The 18,623-nt window shown below is 61.1% G+C and carries 17 protein-coding genes; 6 read left to right on the top strand and 11 right to left on the bottom strand.

Annotated elements, in window-relative coordinates:
• Positions 1-268 precede the first annotated feature (268 nt).
• Entirely contained in the window at positions 269-703 is a 435-nt protein-coding gene (locus tag TU75_RS09895) for a MarR family transcriptional regulator (protein WP_003238775.1), read from the bottom strand.
• Between the two features lie 121 nt (positions 704-824).
• Entirely contained in the window at positions 825-2,954 is a 2,130-nt protein-coding gene (gene recQ, locus TU75_RS09890) for a DNA helicase RecQ (RefSeq protein ID WP_060548817.1), read from the bottom strand.
• Positions 2,955-3,231: 277 nt separating this feature from the next.
• Between recQ and TU75_RS09885 the strand changes: the two genes are divergently transcribed.
• From TU75_RS09885 to TU75_RS09875, 3 genes are all read left to right on the top strand, one after another.
• Positions 3,232-3,819, top strand: a complete 588-nt coding sequence (locus tag TU75_RS09885; protein ID WP_003238779.1) for a UPF0149 family protein — start codon at positions 3,232-3,234, stop codon at positions 3,817-3,819.
• 20 nt (positions 3,820-3,839) lie between these two features.
• The gene (locus tag TU75_RS09880; protein WP_003238781.1) at positions 3,840-4,223 is read left to right on the top strand and encodes a YbaN family protein; all 384 of its coding nucleotides are present in this window, start codon (positions 3,840-3,842) and stop codon (positions 4,221-4,223) included.
• Between the two features lie 101 nt (positions 4,224-4,324).
• Positions 4,325-7,795 (top strand): hybrid sensor histidine kinase/response regulator, encoded by a 3,471-nt coding sequence (locus TU75_RS09875; RefSeq protein ID WP_015372603.1) that lies wholly within the window; start codon positions 4,325-4,327, stop codon positions 7,793-7,795.
• Between the two features lie 40 nt (positions 7,796-7,835).
• Here the strand turns inward: TU75_RS09875 and TU75_RS09870 are convergent, their stop codons facing one another.
• Positions 7,836-9,200: a DNA recombination protein RmuC gene (locus TU75_RS09870; protein ID WP_173664774.1), complete on the bottom strand. Its 1,365-nt coding sequence runs from the start codon at positions 9,198-9,200 to the stop codon at positions 7,836-7,838.
• 175 nt (positions 9,201-9,375) lie between these two features.
• Positions 9,376-9,699, bottom strand: coding sequence for an SEL1-like repeat protein (locus TU75_RS09865; protein WP_060548815.1), 324 nt, complete (start codon positions 9,697-9,699; stop codon positions 9,376-9,378).
• 458 nt (positions 9,700-10,157) lie between these two features.
• On the opposite strand from TU75_RS09865, the gene TU75_RS09860 reads away from it, so the two are divergent.
• The 3 genes from TU75_RS09860 (at position 10,158) to TU75_RS09850 (ending at position 12,957) form a co-directional block, all read left to right on the top strand.
• A complete protein-coding gene (locus TU75_RS09860; protein WP_032871631.1) occupies positions 10,158-10,463 on the top strand; it encodes a hypothetical protein in 306 nt (101 codons plus the stop codon).
• A gap of 444 nt (positions 10,464-10,907) precedes the next feature.
• A complete protein-coding gene (locus TU75_RS09855; RefSeq protein WP_003175353.1) occupies positions 10,908-11,132 on the top strand; it encodes a hypothetical protein in 225 nt (74 codons plus the stop codon).
• Positions 11,133-11,679: 547 nt separating this feature from the next.
• Positions 11,680-12,957: an OmpP1/FadL family transporter gene (locus TU75_RS09850; protein WP_003238791.1), complete on the top strand. Its 1,278-nt coding sequence runs from the start codon at positions 11,680-11,682 to the stop codon at positions 12,955-12,957.
• Positions 12,958-13,022: 65 nt separating this feature from the next.
• Here TU75_RS09850 and TU75_RS09845 read toward each other — a convergent pair whose 3' ends face one another.
• The 7 genes from TU75_RS09845 to cobU all read right to left on the bottom strand — a co-directional run bounded on the left by TU75_RS09845 (position 13,023) and on the right by cobU (position 18,313).
• Positions 13,023-13,574, bottom strand: coding sequence for a glutathione peroxidase (locus TU75_RS09845; RefSeq protein WP_015372605.1), 552 nt, complete (start codon positions 13,572-13,574; stop codon positions 13,023-13,025).
• Positions 13,575-13,726: 152 nt separating this feature from the next.
• A complete protein-coding gene (locus TU75_RS09840) occupies positions 13,727-14,935 on the bottom strand; it encodes an MFS transporter (RefSeq protein ID WP_060548814.1) in 1,209 nt (402 codons plus the stop codon).
• A 54-nt stretch (positions 14,936-14,989) separates the two neighbouring features.
• Positions 14,990-15,394 carry a MarR family winged helix-turn-helix transcriptional regulator gene (locus TU75_RS09835; protein WP_003238800.1) on the bottom strand — a complete coding sequence of 135 codons (405 nt, stop codon included), beginning with the start codon at positions 15,392-15,394 and terminating at the stop codon, positions 14,990-14,992.
• Between the two features lie 42 nt (positions 15,395-15,436).
• Entirely contained in the window at positions 15,437-16,165 is a 729-nt protein-coding gene (locus TU75_RS09830; RefSeq protein WP_060548813.1) for an adenosylcobinamide-GDP ribazoletransferase, read from the bottom strand.
• 2 nt (positions 16,166-16,167) lie between these two features.
• A complete protein-coding gene (gene cobC, locus TU75_RS09825; protein ID WP_003238804.1) occupies positions 16,168-16,743 on the bottom strand; it encodes an alpha-ribazole phosphatase family protein in 576 nt (191 codons plus the stop codon).
• The gene (gene cobT, locus TU75_RS09820) at positions 16,740-17,795 is read right to left on the bottom strand and encodes a nicotinate-nucleotide--dimethylbenzimidazole phosphoribosyltransferase (protein WP_060548812.1); all 1,056 of its coding nucleotides are present in this window, start codon (positions 17,793-17,795) and stop codon (positions 16,740-16,742) included. Before cobT ends, cobC begins: the two co-directional genes overlap by 4 nt.
• A complete protein-coding gene (gene cobU / locus TU75_RS09815; protein ID WP_015372609.1) occupies positions 17,792-18,313 on the bottom strand; it encodes a bifunctional adenosylcobinamide kinase/adenosylcobinamide-phosphate guanylyltransferase in 522 nt (173 codons plus the stop codon). The genes cobT and cobU overlap by 4 nt, the downstream gene beginning before the upstream one ends.
• Positions 18,314-18,623: the final 310 nt, after the last annotated feature.

Genomic DNA, 18,623 nt, shown 5'->3' with positions numbered 1-18,623 from the left:
CTGCGGTGATGGCGGATGTTGGTTCCGCCCCTACGGCGGGTCACGTTGGAAAAGAGCCGGAATGCCGGCCCCGTTCAAAGTAACCAAAGCAAAAGCAGTGTGATATCCATCGGACAAATGGAGATCCCAATGTGGGAGGGGGCTTGCTCCCGATGGCAGTGTGTCAGCTACCAGTAAGCTGGCTGGAGCGTGGCCGTTGTCACGGTACAGGCCCACCATTAACGGATATACACCGGGGGACCCCCACCAAACCACGGCACTCACTCAATCAAGACTTTTCCAAATTCCGCAAAATATGCCCATGCACCCGCATGCACACCTTCAAATCCGCCTCATCCACCCCCACAAACAACTCATGGCGCAAGGCAGTCGCAATCGTCTCAATCTGATCAATCAACGGCCGAGCCGTATCACACAACAAAATCCGCTTGGCCCGCCGGTCTTCCACCACCGCCTGGCGCTGCACCAACCCCTGCCCCTCGAGGCTGTCGAGCAACCGCGCAAGGGTCGGACCTTCCACACCAACGCTCTGCGCCAGCTCTCGCTGAGTCGGCGCGTCTTCGAACCGCGCCAGGTGCAGCAGCACCAGCCAGCGTGCCTGGGACAAGCCCAACCCCGCGAGGCGGCGATCAAGCTCGGCGCGCCAACCTCGGGACATTTGCGCCAATTGCATGCCAAATCGGTGTTGATCGGTTAACGGCATAAAAAACTCGTGGTTTAGACTGAAAATAAAGTTTGGCTAATTATTAGTCAGCTAAGCATGAGCCATGCCCATAGGCAATAGTGGCTATGTACTGATTCGTTACATTGTCGCAATTGACCCATTAAATCTCGAATTCAGACTGCAAGGCCGCCCGTACGCAGTACAAGACGCCTTCCGGAACACGTCCGCTGAACAACGGTGCGATCTCCGCAACCGGCGGCAATTCGCCCTCTCCGTCAAGAAACGCATCCTGAATTTCGCCGAGCAGATCCTCCGGTAAATCAAGGGCCTGCTCAAGTGACAATTGCTGCTTGCCAATGGATTCGGCGAGCAAGGTATAGACGTTTTTTTCCGAACATTGCAGTTGGCCGGCAATCTGGATCGGCGTCATGCCGGCCCGCGCCAGGCTGATCAGTTCGTGGCGGATATCGGCGACTTCCTTCGGCGCTTCGGCCTGCCCGCCCAGCACTTCGAGGAAGGCCTGGCCGTAACGCTCCAGCTTGCGCGCGCCCACGCCGCTGACTCTGGCCATCTCGGCCATGGTGGTGGGCTGCTCGCGCAGCATCTCCAGCAGGGTGGAGTCGGGGAAGATGACGTAAGGCGGCACGCTGTGTTCCTGCGCCAGTTTGCGGCGCAGGGTGCGCAGGGCTTCCCACTGCTCGCGCTCTTCACCGCGCACCAACTGACTGGCCGGGCTGGTGCTGCTGCTTTTCGCGGTGGTCTGGGGCTTGAGGTCGCGGCGCAGTTCCAGGGTCACTTCGCCCTTGAGCAGCGGTCGGCAACTGTCGTTCAGGCGCAGACCACCGTAGCCTTCGATGTCGATGTCCACGAGGTTGCGCGCGACCATCTGCCGGAACAGCGAGCGCCATTCGCCCTCGGCGCGGGCCTTGCCGACGCCGTAGACCGAGAGTTTTTCGTGGCCGAAGCTGCGCACTTTCTCGTTGTCCTTGCCCAGCAGCACATCCACCAGGTGGCCCACGCCGTAGCGCTGGCCGGTGCGGTAGATAGTCGACAACGCCTGACGCGCCGGCTCGGTGGCGTCCCACGTCTGCACGCCATCGGTGCAGTTGTCGCAATGGCCGCAGGGCTCGGGCATGTCTTCGTCGAAGTAGGCAAGCAAGGTCTGGCGGCGGCAGCGGGTTTCTTCGCACAGCGACAGCATGGCGTCGAGCTTGTGCTGTTCAAGGCGCTTGTGACGCTCGTCGCCTTCGGAGTTCTGCAGCATCTGCTTGAGCATCACCACATCCTGCAGCCCGTAGACCATCCAGGCATCTGCCGGCAGGCCATCGCGGCCGGCACGCCCGGTTTCCTGGTAGTAGGCCTCAAGGGATTTGGGCAGGTCCATGTGAGCGACGAAGCGCACGTTTGACTTGTCGATGCCCATGCCGAACGCAATGGTTGCCACCATGATCAGACCTTCCTCATTGAGGAAGCGCTTCTGGTGGGCCGAGCGTGTCTCATTGGGCAGGCCCGCGTGGTACGGCAGCGCCGGGTAGCCCTGCTCGCAGAGGAACGCGGCGACTTCGTCGACCTTTTTGCGCGACAGGCAATAGACAATGCCCGCATCGCTGCGCCGCTCGGACAGGAACGCCAGCAACTGCTTGCGCGGCTGCTCCTTGGGCACAATGCGGTAGAAGATATTCGGCCGGTCAAAACTCGACAGGAAGCGCTCGGCGTTCTGCAGATGCAGGCGTTCGACGATTTCTTCGCGGGTACGCTTGTCGGCGGTGGCGGTCAGGGCGATACGCGGCACGTCGGGAAACAGCTCGGCCAACTGGCCCAACTGCAAATACTCGCGACGAAAATCATGCCCCCATTGCGACACACAGTGAGCTTCGTCGATGGCGAACAGGGCGATTTCCAGGCTCTGCAGGAACGCCAGCATGCGCGGCTGCACCAGACGCTCGGGGGCCAGATAAAGCATTTTCACTTCGCCGCGCTTGATGCGTGCGGCCAGGTCGCGCTGCTGCTCGGCGCTGAGGGTGGAATTCAGGGAGGCGGCAGCGACGCCGAGTTCTTCCAGGGTGGCCACCTGATCGTCCATCAACGCGATCAACGGCGAAACCACTACCGCCAGGCCGTTGCGCAGCAAAGCGGGTACCTGGAAGCACAAGGATTTACCACCACCGGTAGGCATCAATACCAGGGCATCACCACCCTTGGCCACGCGCTCAATGATCGCACCCTGGCGGCCACGAAAACTGTCGTAGCCGAAGATGTCCTTGAGGACGCGTTGAGCCTGCTCGAGCATGTAAAACTCCAAAATGGTGCCAAAATCCCTCTGTACAGGCTGGCCGAAAAACGGTGCTGGCACGGAAAATAATCCGTAAGCGAAGTTTTCCCGCGCTGCCGACCAGCCTGCATGGGGCATCACAAAACGCGGCAGTATACCCGAGCGTCATCCGGCAAAGGGCGCGACTGACGAATAGACCTCTCTCGCTAAAACCTGGCAAATATGCAGTGCGGCTGGCCTGGGCGCTCAAGAAAGCCTAGAATTCAGCATCGTTTATTCCCAAGGTAGTCCTTCAATGTCCTTCGCTGAGCAACTAACCCGCCTGCAAGCCTTCCTCGACGCCGATGAGCTGCATGACGAGGCGCTGGACTACGTGGCCGCCCACGGCTACCTGACCGCCCTGTCGATCTGCGCCGAAGTCGTCCCCGACCGTGAATGGATCGACGCGCTGTTCGCTGAGGAGCCTCGCTACACCGACGACGCCCACCGCGAGGAAATCGAATCCACCCTGCTGGCCCTCAAGGCCCACATCGGTCGCCAACTGGCATCCGACGAGGAATTCGAGTTGCCGTGCGAGCTGGACCTGGGCGAAGATCCGGACGACTCCGACCTGCGCGGCTGGTGCATCGGTTTCATGGAAGGCGTGTTTCTGCGTGAAGCCGCCTGGTTCGAGTCGGCTGAAGAAGAAGTCAGCGAGATGCTCCTGCCGATCATGGTCGGTTCTGGCCTGTTCGAGGAAGAAGCTGAATTCTCCGATATCGCCGCCGACGCCAACCTGATGGACGACATGATCGTACAGATCCCGGAAGCCCTGACCGCGCTGTACCTGCTGTGCAACGCGCCCGACGAAAAACCGGCGATTCTCAAGCCTCGCCACCACTGAGTGGTTTGCCCGTGACACCCATGGGCAATCGCTCGCCGCTCCTGCGCTATACGCTGCTGGCTATCGGCTGGCTCAGCGTGGCGCTGGGAGTGATCGGCATTTTCCTGCCGGTGCTGCCCACCACCCCCTTCCTCCTCCTTGCCGCAGCCTGCTTTGCACGCAGCTCGCCGCGCTTCTACCACTGGCTGGTGGAACACCCGCAGCTGGGCCCGTGGATTCGTGGTTATCTGGACGGCAACGGCATCCCGCTCAAGGGCAAGGTCTACGCCATCGGCCTGATGTGGTTGAGTATCAGCGTCTCCTGCTACCTGGTGCCTTCGCCCTGGGCGCGCGGGTTCATGCTGACCAGCGCCGTACTGGTGACGGTCTACATCCTGCGTCAGAAAACCCTGCCACCGAGGTGATCGAGGGGGCGACCTTGGTCGACACTGACTAACACCCGGCATCATGCGAGACTGTCCCACCGGGCCGGGTCTGCCTGGGTGTTCCTGTGCTCGGAGTTAACATGACGCTGTCCAGCGGGCTGATCGCCGCCGTTGCCCTGGCCTATATGGCCATTATGTTTGCCATCGCCTTTTACGGTGACCGCCGCCGCGCGCCATTGCCACCGCGAGTGCGCGCCTGGGTATATAGCCTGTCGCTGGCGGTGTATTGCACCAGCTGGACGTTCTTCGGCGCCGTCGGCCAGGCCGCCGAACAACTCTGGGCATTCATCCCGATCTACCTGGGCCCGGTGCTGTTGCTGGTACTGGCACCCTGGGTGCTGCAAAAGATGGTGCTGATCAGCAAGCAGGAAAACATCACCTCCATCGCCGACTTTATCGCCGCCCGCTACGGCAAATCCCAGTCGCTGGCCGTGGTGGTGGCGTTGATCTGCCTGGTCGGCGTGCTGCCGTATATTGCCCTGCAACTCAAAGGCATCGTGCTTGGGGTCAATCTCTTGATCGGCTCTGGCGCCGACACCACCGGCACCCGCGCACAGGACACGGCGCTGGTGGTATCGCTGGTGCTGGCGCTGTTCACCATTGTTTTCGGCACCCGCAACCTTGACGCCACCGAACACCATCGCGGCATGGTGCTGGCGATTGCATTTGAATCGCTGGTCAAGCTGTTCGCATTTCTGGCGGTCGGCGCGTTTGTGACCTACGGCCTGTACGACGGTTTCGACGACCTGTTCAGCCAGGCGATGCTCGCACCCCGACTGGAGGAATACTGGAAAGAGACCATCAATTGGCCGTCGATGGTGGTACAGACGGGCGTCGCCATGATGGCGATCATCTGCCTGCCGCGGCAGTTCCACGTCACGGTGGTCGAGAACATTGATCCACAGGACCTGCGCCTGGCCAAGTGGGTGTTTCCGGCGTACCTGATCCTCGCAGCACTGTTTGTGGTGCCGATTGCCCTGGGCGGCAAAATGCTGCTGCCCGGCTCGGTGCTGCCTGACTCCTACGTGATCAGCCTGCCCCTGGCCGAAGCTCATCCGGCACTGGCAGTATTGGCGTTTATCGGCGGCGCCTCGGCGGCCACCGGCATGGTGATCGTGGCCAGCATCGCGCTGTCGACCATGGTCTCCAACGACATGCTGCTGCCCTGGCTGCTGCGCCGCTCCAGCGCCGAGCGGCCGTTCGAAGTGTTCCGCCACTGGATGCTCTCGGTGCGCCGGGTCAGCATTGTGATCATCCTGCTGCTGGCCTATGTCAGCTATCGGCTGCTGGGCTCCACCGCCAGCCTGGCCACCATCGGCCAGATCGCCTTTGCCGCGGTGACCCAACTGGCCCCCGCCATGCTCGGCGCGCTGTACTGGAAGCAGGCCAATCGACGGGGCGTGTTTGCAGGCCTCGCGGCAGGCACGTTCCTGTGGTTCTACACCCTGGTGCTACCGGTGACCGCGAAAAGTCTCGGCTGGTCCTTCAGCCTTTTCCCCGGCATGACCTGGCTGCATTCGCACCCGCTGGGGTTGTCCGTTACCTCGCTGACCCTCGGTACGGTGTTTTCCCTGGCAGGCAACTTCACCTTGTTCGTGTGGGTGTCGATGCTTTCGCGCACGCGCGTTTCCGAGCACTGGCAGGCCGGCCGCTTTATCGGCCAGGAGACCAGCCAGCGTGCCGGCGCCCGCTCGATGCTGTCGGTGCAGATCAGCGACCTGCTCAGCCTGGCGGCGCGCTTTGTCGGTGAGGAACGCGCGCAGCAGAGCTTCATCCGCTTCGCCTATCGCCAGGGCAAAGGCTTCAACCCCAACCAGAATGCCGACAACGACTGGATCGCCCACACCGAACGCCTGCTGGCCGGGGTACTCGGCGCCTCGTCGACGCGGGCGGTGGTGAAAGCGGCCATTGAAGGTCGGGAAATGCAGCTTGAGGACGTCGTCCGAATCGCCGACGAAGCCTCGGAAGTGCTGCAGTTCAACCGGGCGCTGTTGCAAGGCGCCATCGAGAACATCACCCAGGGCATCAGCGTGGTTGACCAGTCCCTCAAGCTGGTGGCCTGGAACCGCCGTTATTTGGAGCTGTTCAACTACCCGGACGGGCTGATCAGCGTGGGCAGGCCGATTGCCGACATCATTCGCTACAACGCCGAACGCGGCCTGTGCGGGCCGGGCGAGGCCGAGGTGCATGTGGCGCGACGCCTTCACTGGATGCGCCAGGGCCGCGCGCACACCTCCGAGCGTCTGTTTCCCAATGGCCGGGTGATCGAGTTGATCGGCAATCCGATGCCGGGCGGTGGCTTTGTCATGAGTTTCACCGACATTACCGCGTTTCGTGAAGCGGAGCAGGCACTCACCGAGGCCAATGAAGGCCTGGAACAACGGGTGACCGAGCGCACACATGAACTGTCCCAGCTCAATCTGGCACTGACCGACGCCAAGGGCGTGGCCGAGTCCGCCAGCCAGTCGAAAACCCGCTTTCTCGCGGCGGTGAGCCATGACTTGATGCAACCTTTGAACGCCGCACGTCTGTTCTCCGCTGCCCTTTCCCATCAGCACGACGGCCTGTCGAGTGACGCCCGGCAACTGGTGCAGCACCTGGACAGTTCGCTGCGTTCGGCTGAAGACCTGATCAGCGACCTGCTGGATATTTCGCGCCTGGAGAACGGCAAGATCAATCCGCAGCGTCAGCCGTTTGCGCTGAACGAACTGTTCGACACCCTCGGCGCCGAGTTCAAGGCGCTGGCCCAGGAGCAAGGCCTGCGCTTTCGTCTGCGTGGCAGCCGTCTGCGAGTCGACAGTGACATCAAGCTGCTGCGGCGGATTTTGCAGAACTTTCTGACCAACGCCTTCCGTTATGCCGAAGGACCGGTGCTGCTGGGCGTACGCCGACGTCGTGGCGAATTATGCCTGGAGGTGTGGGACCGTGGCCCGGGCATTCCGCTGGATAAACAGAAGGTCATTTTCGAGGAATTCAAGCGCCTGGACAGCCACCAGACCCGCGCCGAAAAAGGCCTGGGACTGGGCCTGGCGATTGCCGACGGCTTGTGCCGAGTGCTGGGCCACCGTCTGAGCGTGCGCTCCTGGCCGGGTAAAGGCAGTGTGTTCAGCGTGCGCGTGCCATTGGCGCGCGATCAAGCCAGCCCGTCGCTCAAGCCCCCGCCGGAAACCGGTCAACCGCTGAGCGGTGCGCGGGTGCTGTGCGTGGACAACGAAGACAGCATCCTGATGGGGATGCGCAGCCTGCTGACCCGTTGGGGCTGCGACGTATGGACCGCCGCCGACCAGGCGCAATGCGCCGCCTTGCTCGCCGACGGCGTACGTCCACAACTGGTGCTGGTGGACTATCACCTGGACCACGGCGAAACCGGCACCGAGCTCATGGGGTGGTTACGCGCACAATTGGCCGAGCCGATTCCCGGCGTGGTGATCAGCGCCGATGGCCGTGCGGAAACAGTGGCCGAGGTGCACGCAGCGGGGCTGGATTACCTGGCCAAGCCGGTAAAACCTGCGGCGCTGCGGGCACTGTTAAGCCGGCACTTGCCGCTGTAAGCCCGCTTCACTCGGTCAACATGTGGAGGGGGCTGCGTTTTTATTCAGGAAGGTGCGCCACGCCGTCGGCGTCGGTCATTGCGCGTTCGAGCAAATCGGCCGGCAGGCTTTTGCTGGCGCGGGCGCCGAGCAGCCTTAACTGCTCGGTGCGGCTGACCAGGTTTCCGCGTCCATCAGTAAGCTTGTTGCGCGCTGCGCTGTAAGCCTTATCCAACTGCTGCAGACGGTTGCCCACTTCATCCAGGTCTTGAATAAACAACACGAACTTGTCGTACAGCCAACCGGCGCGTTCGGCGATCTCCCGCGCGTTCTGGCTTTGACGCTCCTGCTTCCACAGGCTGTCGATCACGCGCAAGGTGGCGAGCAACGTGGTGGGGCTGACGATCACGATATGGCGGTCGAACGCTTCCTGGAACAGGTTGGGTTCGGCCTGCAAAGCCGCCGAAAAAGCCGCCTCGATGGGGACGAAGAGCAGCACGAAATCCAGACTGTGCAAGCCTTCCAGACGCTTGTAATCCTTGCCGGCCAAGCCTTTGACGTGATTGCGCAGGGACAGCACGTGCTGCTTCAGCGCGGCCTGGCCGATCCCCTCGTCATCCGCCGCCACGTACTGCTGATAGGCGGTCAGGCTGACTTTGGAGTCGACCACCACCTGCTTGTCACCGGGCAACATGATCAGCACATCGGGCTGGAAGCGCTCACCGTCCGGGCCTTTGAGGCTGACCTGTGTCTGGTACTCGCGGCCCTTCTCCAGGCCGGCATGTTCCAGCACCCGTTCAAGAATCAACTCGCCCCAGTTGCCCTGGGTTTTCTGGCCCTTGAGGGCGCGGGTCAGGTTGGTGGCTTCGTCCGACAGGCGCAGGTTCAGTTGCTGCAGGCGTTCAAGCTCCTTGGCCAGGGAGAAACGTTCACGGGCTTCATTCTGATAGCTTTCTTCGACGCGTTTTTCGAAGGACTGGATGCGCTCCTTGAGCGGATCGAGCAACTGGCCGAGGCGTTCCTGGCTGGTTTCGGCGAAGCGCTGCTCGCGCTCATCGAAGATTTTCCCCGCCAGCTCAGCGAATTGCGCACGCAGTTCATCCCGTGAACCTTGCAGGTCGGTGAGGCGTTGCTGGTGGCTGTCCTGCTGCTCGCGCAGCTCGGCGCGCAACGCGGCCGCCAGAGCGTCCAGGCGGCGCAGTTCGGTTTCCTTGGCGCTGCGCTCAAGGTTCCAGCCGTGGGCGGCATCGCGCGCATTGTCGCGGTCGATCTGCAGCAGTTCGACCTCACGCCGCAAGGCCGCGAGATCAGCCTGCTTGGCCGCATTGGCATGGCTCAGGTCGCTGATCTCATCGCGGCCGGCGTCCAACTGGGCGGCAAGCCCTTCCTGGGCCAGTTGCGCGATGGCAAGTCGTTCTTCGAGCAGTTCCCAGCCTGTGGTGCGCGCGGTCAGGCGCCGCTGAAGCTGCCAGCACAGCGCCAATAACGGCACCGCCGCGCCTGCAAGGCCCAGCGCGAGGCTGGTCCAGTCAAAAGCCATAACCATGTTTGCCGTCACCGAAAAAGACCAAGGTTAACCAAGCGCAGGGCAGGAGGACAGCTCAGTCTTCGACCTGGCCCAATTCGCGCAGGGCACGGCGGTCACCGGCGCGAGCGGCCAGGCGCAGCAGGTCGTGGCCGATGCGCCGGTCTCGGGCATTCCCGCATTCGCGGCACATGAGTTGACCCAAGCGACTCTGCGCGGCCACCACCCCTTCGCGGGCCGGCTGTTTGAGCAAGCGCCCGGCAAAGTGCTTGACGTTGGCGTGGTGCCCCAGGCGCGGGCTGTCGAGCAGCCACAAGGCGACTTGAAGGGAAAAACGCTTGGGCGCGGTAACAGTCTGGGAGGTATCGGTAACAGAAGATGATACTGAGCGAAACTTCATAAAGCACTGTGGGACAGATCGGAAGGCGCGCCACTCTACTCTTTTTTTCGTTCAGGTAAAGCTGAAATAAACCTGCACGCCCGTGCTAGAGCAAGCGCTTGGGACAATCCACAGAAGCTGTGGATAACTCAGTGGACAACCGTGCTTTAACCTGCGCAAAGCCCCATGGAACGGGGGCCGCAGTCAAACTGACGATTTTTTCACCAATAAAAAAAAGCGATGTTTTTCATTGACTTAAATTTTCATTGCAGGCAAATGGCGGCTTCGGAGCGCAAGCAGGGGAAGAGCGACACACGCTGCAACCAATGTGCACAAGTGGCAATCAGCCGGCTATATGAGTGTGGTTTTTTGATTCGTCAACCGGCGCAAATGTTACCGAAGGTGCAAAGCCGGGACTTTTCAAATGCCGTTCCGGTCGCCACACTGCCCCACCTGGCAGCGCATCGGTATACGGATACATGAAAGGAATGCTGTTATTCGCCGTGTTGTTATTGGCCATCTGCGCAACATCCCTGGGCATCAATGCGGCGCTGCCCTCCCCCGACGGCGCACTGTTCGCCATTGCTATCCTGCTGTCTGCCGCGTTTACGGCGGTGAGCCTGTGCATTGAGCTGGGTGAAGGCCGGATCAACGACATGGGGGACGTGATGAAGGTGGTCGAAACAGGCCAATCACTGCGACTGACCCTGGCCACCTACGCACTGGGCTGTTCATTGGCGGCAGCGATTACGGTGCTGGTCTATCGCGGGCTGCTTGGCGGCTGAATGAAGTTTTTTTGCCGACACACTTTCTTTTGGGATTTCGATCCGTTACTATCCGCGGCGTTAGTACCAAGCTGAAAGTCAATTCTGGTCGAACAAATCCCCTGAACAACGCGGGATCGACCACCTAGATGGTTTCCAGGTATCGCTTGCGACGACACAGCCTTTGAACAAGCAAAGGGTGTCGCGAAGCTTAAATACTCTGACCGAACCACCCTGCAGATTGATCAGGATCTTCACCTCGGGCCCAGAACCTTTGCCCTTGTTGTGTTGCCTGCCCTCCTAAGTACCTACCTGCCAGCCCAAGCGCGCCTTAATTATCAGCGCTTCAAACTGGCGGCTTTGTTCCAGTCAGGTTCTTCGTTTGATCAATGGTGATCAACGTTACTGGAACGTTTTAACGTTGCACGGTTCTTAAACCGTGTCATTTGTAGGAACACCCATAATATGAACGCTCAAATCCACACTCAGGATGCCATCCGCACCCTCACCAACGCTTTTGCCCCAATGAACTGCCTGATCATGGCCGCCCGCAAAGGCTGCTTCAGCTTCACGCTGGTCAACGAACACGGCATCGCGCGTCACAGCGAACGCCTGTACCCCGATCAATACTCCAGCGCAGAACCGCTGCAGGCCGTGATCGAGCGTACCCGTCAGGCATTGGTTGCCTGATCGACCCGAGTCGCTGAAACACAAAAACCCTGTCTGAAAAACAGGGTTTTTTATTGTCCGCGATTTGTACTCCTCTATGTATTCCTCAGCTCAAATAGATATAACCGTTATAACTGAATAAAGAAGATGTTTTAAAAACAGCCTTTTACATCACGAATATCACACTACACTTCAACTCGAGCGGCATGATCCGCTTTCGACGAGCCTGAGCTTCGATCCATTGCTGCCAAGCCCTCTGTGCTCGGGCTTCGTCGACCCTCCTCGCAGGTTGAAGCGTGAGCGAGTCTGCTCGACAGATGACACGTATCTGAAAATAAATATTTCATGGGCAACGCGCACTGCGCACTTTGCTAAACGCCCGGTAAACCGGTGTTTCACCCATGAATCATGAGGTCCGCCCACCGGGCAATTTGCAAGATGCGTCAAATAACGGGAATTATGGTCGGATTGTCCTACAAAACCGCTCTATCTCCTGCATTACAGCCTATAGCGCGATGTTAAATTTATTGATACTTTCCGCAACGGTGATCACCACGGAGTTCTAATAATGAAAAAAGTAATGCTCAAGACCACACTTAGCTTCGCCGTTGCCATGGCCTCCTCCCAACTGTTCGCAAGCGGCTTTGCGCTGAACGAACAGAGCGTCAGCGGGATGGGTACGGGTTTCGCAGGTCGTTCCTCTTCTGCCGATGATGCAAGCACTGTCTACGGCAACCCTGCCGGCATGGCGCGCCTGCAAGGCCAACAGGTCACCGGTGGCGCTGCAGCCATCGACGCCTCCACCGATATCAGCGACGTAAGTGGCCGCTCACGCGGCAGCAACAAAGGCGATATGGTGCCTTTCACTGGCGTTCCTTTCGGTTTCTACACCAATAAACTCAACGATCAATGGGCAGTCGGCTTCGGCGTTTATGCTCCGTTCGGCCTGGTGACCGATTACGAAAGCGGCTTCCAGGGCCGTGGCTTTGGCAGCAAAAGCGAAGTAAAAGTCATCACGTTGCAGCCTACCGTCAGCTACGCCTTCAATGATCGCGTTTCCGTAGGTTTTGGCCCGACCATCAACCGCATCGCCGGTACCCTGGAATCGGACCTGACGCTCAACCCTGCCGCGCCGGACACCAATATCAAGATCAAGGGTGACGACACCGCACTGGGCTTCAACGTCGGCGTGCTGGTTCAAGCCACCGATACCACCCGTGTCGGCCTGACCTATCACTCCAAGGTCAGCTACAAGCTTGATGGCCACACCGAAATCACCGCACCGACCGCGACCTCACCGTTCCTGCGCAGCAATCGCTACGATGCGTCGCTGAAGATCGACACCCCTGAGTCCTACGACCTGTCGGTCACCCAGGACCTGACTGATGCCTGGAAACTCTACGCGGGCGCCAGCTGGACCCGTTGGAGCCGTCTGAAAGACATCACCGTCGAAAACAAAGGCGTGAGCGGCGCTACCGGCGGTGCATTGGCACCAGCCCTGGTGAGCACCATCAAGGAAGACCAGAACTGGCACGATACCTGGGCCTACGCCCTGGGTACTTCGTACCAGCTGACCAAACAGGTGGTACTGCGTACCGGCCTGACGTTCGACCAGTCGCCGACCAACAACACGGATCGCTCGCCGCGCATCCCGACTGGCGACCGCACCATCTTCAGCCTGGGCCTGGGCTATGAAGTGATGCCGAACATGACCGTCGACGTCGCCTACTCCTACCTGAAGGAAGAGGACGTCAAGGTTTCACGCGCCAACCAATTGGCCAGCTACAACGCCAAGTATGAAAACAGTGCCAATGGTTTCGGCCTGGGCATGACCTACCGCTTCTGATTCACAGCGGTATAAAAAAGCCCCGCTCTCCTGCAAGGGAGGCGGGGCTTTTCAATGGGCGTCGATCAGGGTTTGGAGGCGATTGCCTTTTCCACCGCCTCGATCAGCTCCGGGCTGTCGGGCTTGGTGAGGCTGGAAAAGTCGGCAATCACCTTGCCCTGGCGGTCCACCACGTACTTGTAGAAATTCCATTTTGGCGCGTTGCTCTGCTGCGCCAACACCTTGAACAGGTGCACCGCGTCCGCGCCCCTGACCGGCTGCGGCTCGGTCATGGTGAACGTCACGCCGTAATTCACATAGCAGACCTTGGCGGTCTCCTCGCCGGTCTTGGCCTCCTGCTTGAAGTCATCGGACGGCACGCCGAGCACTTCCAGCCCTTGATCCTTGTAACGTTGGTACAAGGCTTCAAGGCCTTTGAATTGCGGCGCGAACCCGCAGAAGCTCGCGGTGTTGACGATCAGCAACGGTTTGCCGGCAAAACGCTGGCACAGATCAATGGATTCTTTCGCACGCAACTTGGGCAACTGCCCTTCGAGCAGCGGCGGGCATTCGGCCGCCATCGCCACACCGCCAAAAGCCGCCATCAATACGGGAACTGCAAGCCAGCGCATGTGCATGTCGAAATATCCTATGAAGAAATTCAGAGACCGAACTTAACAGATCGACATGCCCAGCTGCATCAACGCCAATCCGCCACGTTGCCAGCCCCACCAGGCCATCAGCAACAGGATGATGCCGGCCACAATCATCAACGACCTTGCTGTCCCGCTCATGCTGCCTCCATCTGTGCCTGCAGCCTCGCCACCGGCCGCTCGCGCACCGGCCAGTTCAGGCCTGCAGCGATCAGGCTCAGCACAATTGCCACCTGCCAGATCAAATCGTAGTTGCCGGTATGATCATAGACCACCCCGCCCAACCAGCCGCCGAGGAACGAGCCGAGCTGGTGAAACAGGAACACGATGCCACCAAGCATGGAGAGGTTTCGCACACCGAACAGCGTCGCGACCGTGCCGTTGGTCAGCGGCACGGTGGACAACCACAGGAACCCCATGGCCATGCCGAACACGTAGGCGCTGACCTGGGTCACCGGTGCCCACAGGAACAACCCAATCACCACCGCCCGCAACAGGTATAACCCCGTGAGCAGACGCGGCTTGGACATGCGCCCGCCGAGCCAGCCGGCGGTGTAGGTGCCGAAGATATTGAACAGGCCGATCAACGCCAGCACGGTGGTGCCCACCGTGGCCGGCAGATGCTGGTCCACCAGATAAGCGGGCAAATGCACGCCAATGAACACCACCTGGAAACCGCAGACAAAGAAGCCGAACGCCAGCAACCAGAACCCGGAGTGGGAGCAGGCTTCCCGCAACGCTTCACGCAGGGTCTGCTGGCCGGCCAGTACCGGCAGCGGCTTGTCCTTGAGCATGCTGACCAGCGGCAGAATCAGCGCAACCATCAAGCCCAGCGCCAATAGCGCGGCCGACCAACCCAGCCAGCTGATCAGCCCCAAGGTGCCCGGCACCATGGCGAATTGGCCAAAAGACCCGGCGGCGCTGGCAATGCCCATGGCCATGCTGCGTTTTTCCGGGGCCACCGCGCGCCCTACCACACCGAGAATCACCGAAAACGACGTGCCGGACAGACCGATGCCGATCAACAGGCCGGCACTCACCGACAGTGACCACGCCGAATCGGACAAGCCCATCAACACCAAGCCCACGGCGTAAAGAACGCCACCGACAAACACGGTTTTGGTCGCACCGAAACGGTCAGCCAGGGCCCCGGTGAACGGCTGCGCCAAGCCCCAGATCAAGTTCTGAAGGGCAATGGCGAAGGCGAAAGTCTCGCGACCCCAGCCGAATTCGGCACTCATTGGCGACAAAAACAGGCCAAAGCCGTGTCGCACGCCCAACGACAACGCCAGGATCAGTGCACTCCCAACAAGCACCCAGCCACTGGTGCGCCACATCGAATTCATTTCTTATTCTCCGCTCGCGGGTATATACCCGCTTGTCATCGAACGCACCCGCCTTCAGGCGAGTTCATCCAGCAAGGCCAACAGGGTTTCGCGCTTGTCGGCGCCCAGTCGGTCAATCAGTTTCTGCTGCGCCGCTTCCCACGCCGGCAAAGCGGCAGCCAGCCGTTCTGCACCGGCTTCGGTCAACATCACCAGGCGATTTCGCAGGTCGCTACCCTCGACCAACTGCACCAGGCCTTCGCATTCCAGCACCCGCAGATTGCGCCCCAGCGTGCTGCGATCAAGGCCCATGGCGTCCGCCAAACTGGAAATGCTCGGCTGATCCAACCGCTGCAGGTTGCACAGCAGCGAATATTGGGCAACGTTGATGCCGAAGCCGTCGAGGGCGCCGTCGTAGTGCCTGCTGACGCCACGAGCGGCGCGACGCAGGTTGATGCATAAACATTGAGAGGCAAGCATGGAGCGTGTATATACCCGCGATTGAGCAAATGCAAGAAAGTGTTACAACGCCAGCCCGACCAGTACTGCGACTTCCAGCAGCTCCAGCACGGCGCCGGCCGTATCGCCGGTGGTGCCGCCGAGCCGCTTGACCATCAGCCGGCGCAGGCCGACAAAGCACAGTGCCGCCAGCAACACGGCGATGCCGCCGCTGAAACCGCCGATCAGCAGGCACGCCAGGCCGCTGAGAATCAGCACCTGCTGGCCCACCACGCGCGGTAAATAATCTGACAAAGCCTGGCCCAATCCCCCTGCCCGCACGTAGCGCGTGGTGAGGAACAGCGCCAACATCGAGGCACGTCCGATCAGCGGCGCCAGGATCAAGGCCACACCGTTGTGCTGTTCGATCAAGGCCACCAGCGCCGCGAACTTGAGCAGCAACACCAGGCCCAGGGTCACCACGGCAATCGGCCCGCTGCGCGGGTCTTTCATGATGCTGAGCGTGCGCTCGCGGTCGCCGAAGCCACCTAGCCAGGCATCCGCACTGTCCGCCAGACCGTCCAGGTGCAGCCCACCACTGAGCAGCACCCACGCGGTCAACAACAGCGCGGCGTGCAGCAACAACGGCGCGCCCATCAACACGTTGTTGAGCCCCCACAGCAGCAGCCCGAACAGCACGCCCACCAGTGGATAAAACAGCAACGACCGCCCCAGTTCCCGGGGTTGCGGCATGCCCGGCAAGCGAATCGGCAGGCTGCTCAGAAATTGCAGGGCGATCCAGAACGGCAACATGATCAGACGCCTTCCTTCAATACGCCGCCTGCGCCGACCCGCAGGCTGAACAGCCCACCGTGGCCGACTTCGACATTCAGCAACTGTTCACGGGGCAGGCCGCGCGCGCGCGCCAGCAGCAAACGCATGACCCCGCCGTGGCTGATCAACAACACGCGCTCACCGGCATAGGCCTGGTGCAGACGTGAGACGGCGCCAAGTACCCGGTCGGAAAAATCGCTGACCAGCTCTCCCTCGGGCGGCGTAAAGCTATAAGGATCAGCCCAGAACAGGCCCAGGCCTTCGGCATCGGTTTGCATCAATGCCGCCGCGCTCTGTCCTTCCCAGGCGCCGAAATGCAGCTCCTGCAGGTCTCTTTCCAGGCTCACCGGCAAGTTGAGACGTGTGCCCAACTCCTCGGCAAAACGCGCACAACGTTGCAGCGGAGAGCTGATCACCCGGTCCCAGGGCCCTTGCTCGACCACAGCGGCGCGCATCTGCGCCCAGCCGTTGGCGGTGAGCGCGTCATCCAGGCTGCCGCGCAGGCCGCCGCCCAATTCGGTTTCACCATGACGCAGCAAGTCCAGGTGCAAGGTCATGCGGGACGATCCGCCACGGCCGCTTCGGCGAATGTCGCCATCTGCCCGTGCAGTGCGCAGGCCAGTCGCAACAGCGGCACCGCCGTTGCGGCGCCACTGCCCTCGCCCAGGCGCAGGCCAAGGTCCAACAACGGCAGGGCGTCGAGGCTTTGCAGCACATGGCGATGCCCCGGCTCGGCGCCACGATGGCCAAACAGCAGCCATTCGCGGCACGCCGGGCTAAGACGCGTAGCCACCAGCGCCGCAACGGTGCAGATAAACCCGTCCACCAGCACCGCAACGCCCTCCTGGGCACAGGCCAGATACGCGCCGACCAGGGCCGCGATCTCAAACCCGCCGAGATTGAACAGCGTTTGCAACGCATCACCGCGTTGCCCGGCATGCAGCGTCAGCGCGCGCTCGATAACCGCCACCTTGTGGCTGACGCCCTGGGCATCTAGACCCGTACCCGGTCCGGTCAGGTCTGTCACCGGGCAATCGAGCAAGGCACACGCCAGCGCACTGGCGGCGGTGGTGTTGCCGATGCCCATCTCGCCACCGATAAACAATTGCGCGCCGCTCTCCAGCGCGCGCAGCACGCTGTCGCGGCCGGCTTGCAGCGCTTGCTTGCCCTGGGCCGCCGTCATCGCCGGGCCGTTGACGAAATTCGTCGTGCCCGCGCCGAGATTCAAATGACGCACGCCGGGCAGGCTCAACGCGGGCGTGACAGTGCCCAGGTCGACCACCTCCAGTTGCGCATCCAACTGACGCGCCAACACACTGATGGCCGCGCCGCCGCTGACAAAGTTATGCAGCATCTGCCCGGTCACTTCCTGGGGAAAGGCCGATACCCCTTCGGCGACCACGCCATGATCACCGGCGAAAATCGCGATCCACAGCCGATCCACCGACGGTTTGACCCGTCCCTGCAACCCCGCCAATTGCACTGCCAGCGCTTCCAACTGGCCAAGAGAACCGGCCGGCTTGGTCAATTGCTGCTGGCGTGCCAGAGCTTGTTCGTACGCCGGGGCGTCAATCGCCTTACATGGGTTGAGCCACCAGTTGTCAGTCATAACGCAGTACCTTTCAAAGTCATAGGCAGGCCGGCGACGGTCAGGACAACACGCTGACAACGCTCGGCCAGGGCTTGATGCAGCCAACCGGCTTCATCCACATAGCGGCGAGTCAATTCGCCCAGCGGCACGACACCCAGACCGGTCTCGTTGCTGACAAAAATAATCTGCCCCGGCAGCGAGGCCAGGGTATCGAGCAATTGATCGCGCTCGAGCGCCAGACGCGCGGGGTCTTCGAGCATCAGCAGGTTGGTCAGCCACAAGGTCAGACAGTCCACCAGCAGGCACCGCCCGGGGGCTGCGTTTTCCCGCAGCACGCGCGCCAGCTCAATCGGCTCTTCGATCAGGCCCCAGTGGTCCGGGCGCCTTTGACGATGCAGGGCAACGCGCTCGTTCATCTCACCGTCCAGCGGTTGGCTGGTGGCGATGTAAGTGACCGACAGGCCACTGTCGCTGGCAAGCTTTTCGGCGAGACGGCTTTTGCCGGAGCGGGCGCCACCGAGGATCAGTTCAAGCATGGGATGGCACCTTCGGTTGGCTGAATTGTGTGACTGTCAGGCCGCCATCGGGAGCAAGCCCCCTCCCACATTTGGAACGTGGCGCTTCAGTTACATAGTGATCAACTCTCAGGCCGCCATCGCGGGCAAGCCCGCTCCCACAGAAACGCACATCAGCTGTTGATCTGGCTGTTGATTTTGATCTCAGGCGCCCCGTAAAACCACGCTGGCCGAACGCAGGTTTGAATCCGTGGGCAACCCGGCAGGACGCCGGGTTAGCCGCACTGGGCCAGGGATGGCCCATTGCGGCGGCCCACGGATTCAAGCCTGC

Origin of the sequence: Pseudomonas poae (assembly GCF_001439785.1) — a bacterium.
Taxonomy (GTDB): domain Bacteria; phylum Pseudomonadota; class Gammaproteobacteria; order Pseudomonadales; family Pseudomonadaceae; genus Aquipseudomonas; species Aquipseudomonas poae.
This window is presented reverse-complemented; position numbering and strand designations above follow the sequence as displayed.

Excerpts from the sequence above, each read along its gene's own strand:
- TU75_RS09835 (WP_003238800.1), bottom strand. The coding sequence starts at position 15,394 with ATGCTTGCCTCTCAATGTTTATGCATCAACCTGCGTCGCGCCGCTCGT.
- cobC (WP_003238804.1), bottom strand. The coding sequence starts at position 16,743 with ATGACCTTGCACCTGGACTTGCTGCGTCATGGTGAAACCGAATTGGGC.
- TU75_RS09840 (WP_060548814.1), bottom strand. The coding sequence starts at position 14,935 with ATGAATTCGATGTGGCGCACCAGTGGCTGGGTGCTTGTTGGGAGTGCA.
- cobT (WP_060548812.1), bottom strand. The coding sequence starts at position 17,795 with ATGACTGACAACTGGTGGCTCAACCCATGTAAGGCGATTGACGCCCCG.
- TU75_RS09855 (WP_003175353.1), top strand. The coding sequence starts at position 10,908 with ATGAACGCTCAAATCCACACTCAGGATGCCATCCGCACCCTCACCAAC.
- TU75_RS09875 (WP_015372603.1), top strand. The coding sequence starts at position 4,325 with ATGACGCTGTCCAGCGGGCTGATCGCCGCCGTTGCCCTGGCCTATATG.
- TU75_RS09895 (WP_003238775.1), bottom strand. The coding sequence starts at position 703 with ATGCCGTTAACCGATCAACACCGATTTGGCATGCAATTGGCGCAAATG.
- cobU (WP_015372609.1), bottom strand. The coding sequence starts at position 18,313 with ATGCTTGAACTGATCCTCGGTGGCGCCCGCTCCGGCAAAAGCCGTCTC.
- TU75_RS09860 (WP_032871631.1), top strand. The coding sequence starts at position 10,158 with ATGAAAGGAATGCTGTTATTCGCCGTGTTGTTATTGGCCATCTGCGCA.
- recQ (WP_060548817.1), bottom strand. The coding sequence starts at position 2,954 with ATGCTCGAGCAGGCTCAACGCGTCCTCAAGGACATCTTCGGCTACGAC.
- TU75_RS09845 (WP_015372605.1), bottom strand. The coding sequence starts at position 13,574 with ATGCACATGCGCTGGCTTGCAGTTCCCGTATTGATGGCGGCTTTTGGC.
- TU75_RS09885 (WP_003238779.1), top strand. The coding sequence starts at position 3,232 with ATGTCCTTCGCTGAGCAACTAACCCGCCTGCAAGCCTTCCTCGACGCC.
- TU75_RS09865 (WP_060548815.1), bottom strand. The coding sequence starts at position 9,699 with ATGAAGTTTCGCTCAGTATCATCTTCTGTTACCGATACCTCCCAGACT.
- TU75_RS09850 (WP_003238791.1), top strand. The coding sequence starts at position 11,680 with ATGAAAAAAGTAATGCTCAAGACCACACTTAGCTTCGCCGTTGCCATG.
- TU75_RS09830 (WP_060548813.1), bottom strand. The coding sequence starts at position 16,165 with ATGTTGCCGTTCTGGATCGCCCTGCAATTTCTGAGCAGCCTGCCGATT.
- TU75_RS09880 (WP_003238781.1), top strand. The coding sequence starts at position 3,840 with ATGGGCAATCGCTCGCCGCTCCTGCGCTATACGCTGCTGGCTATCGGC.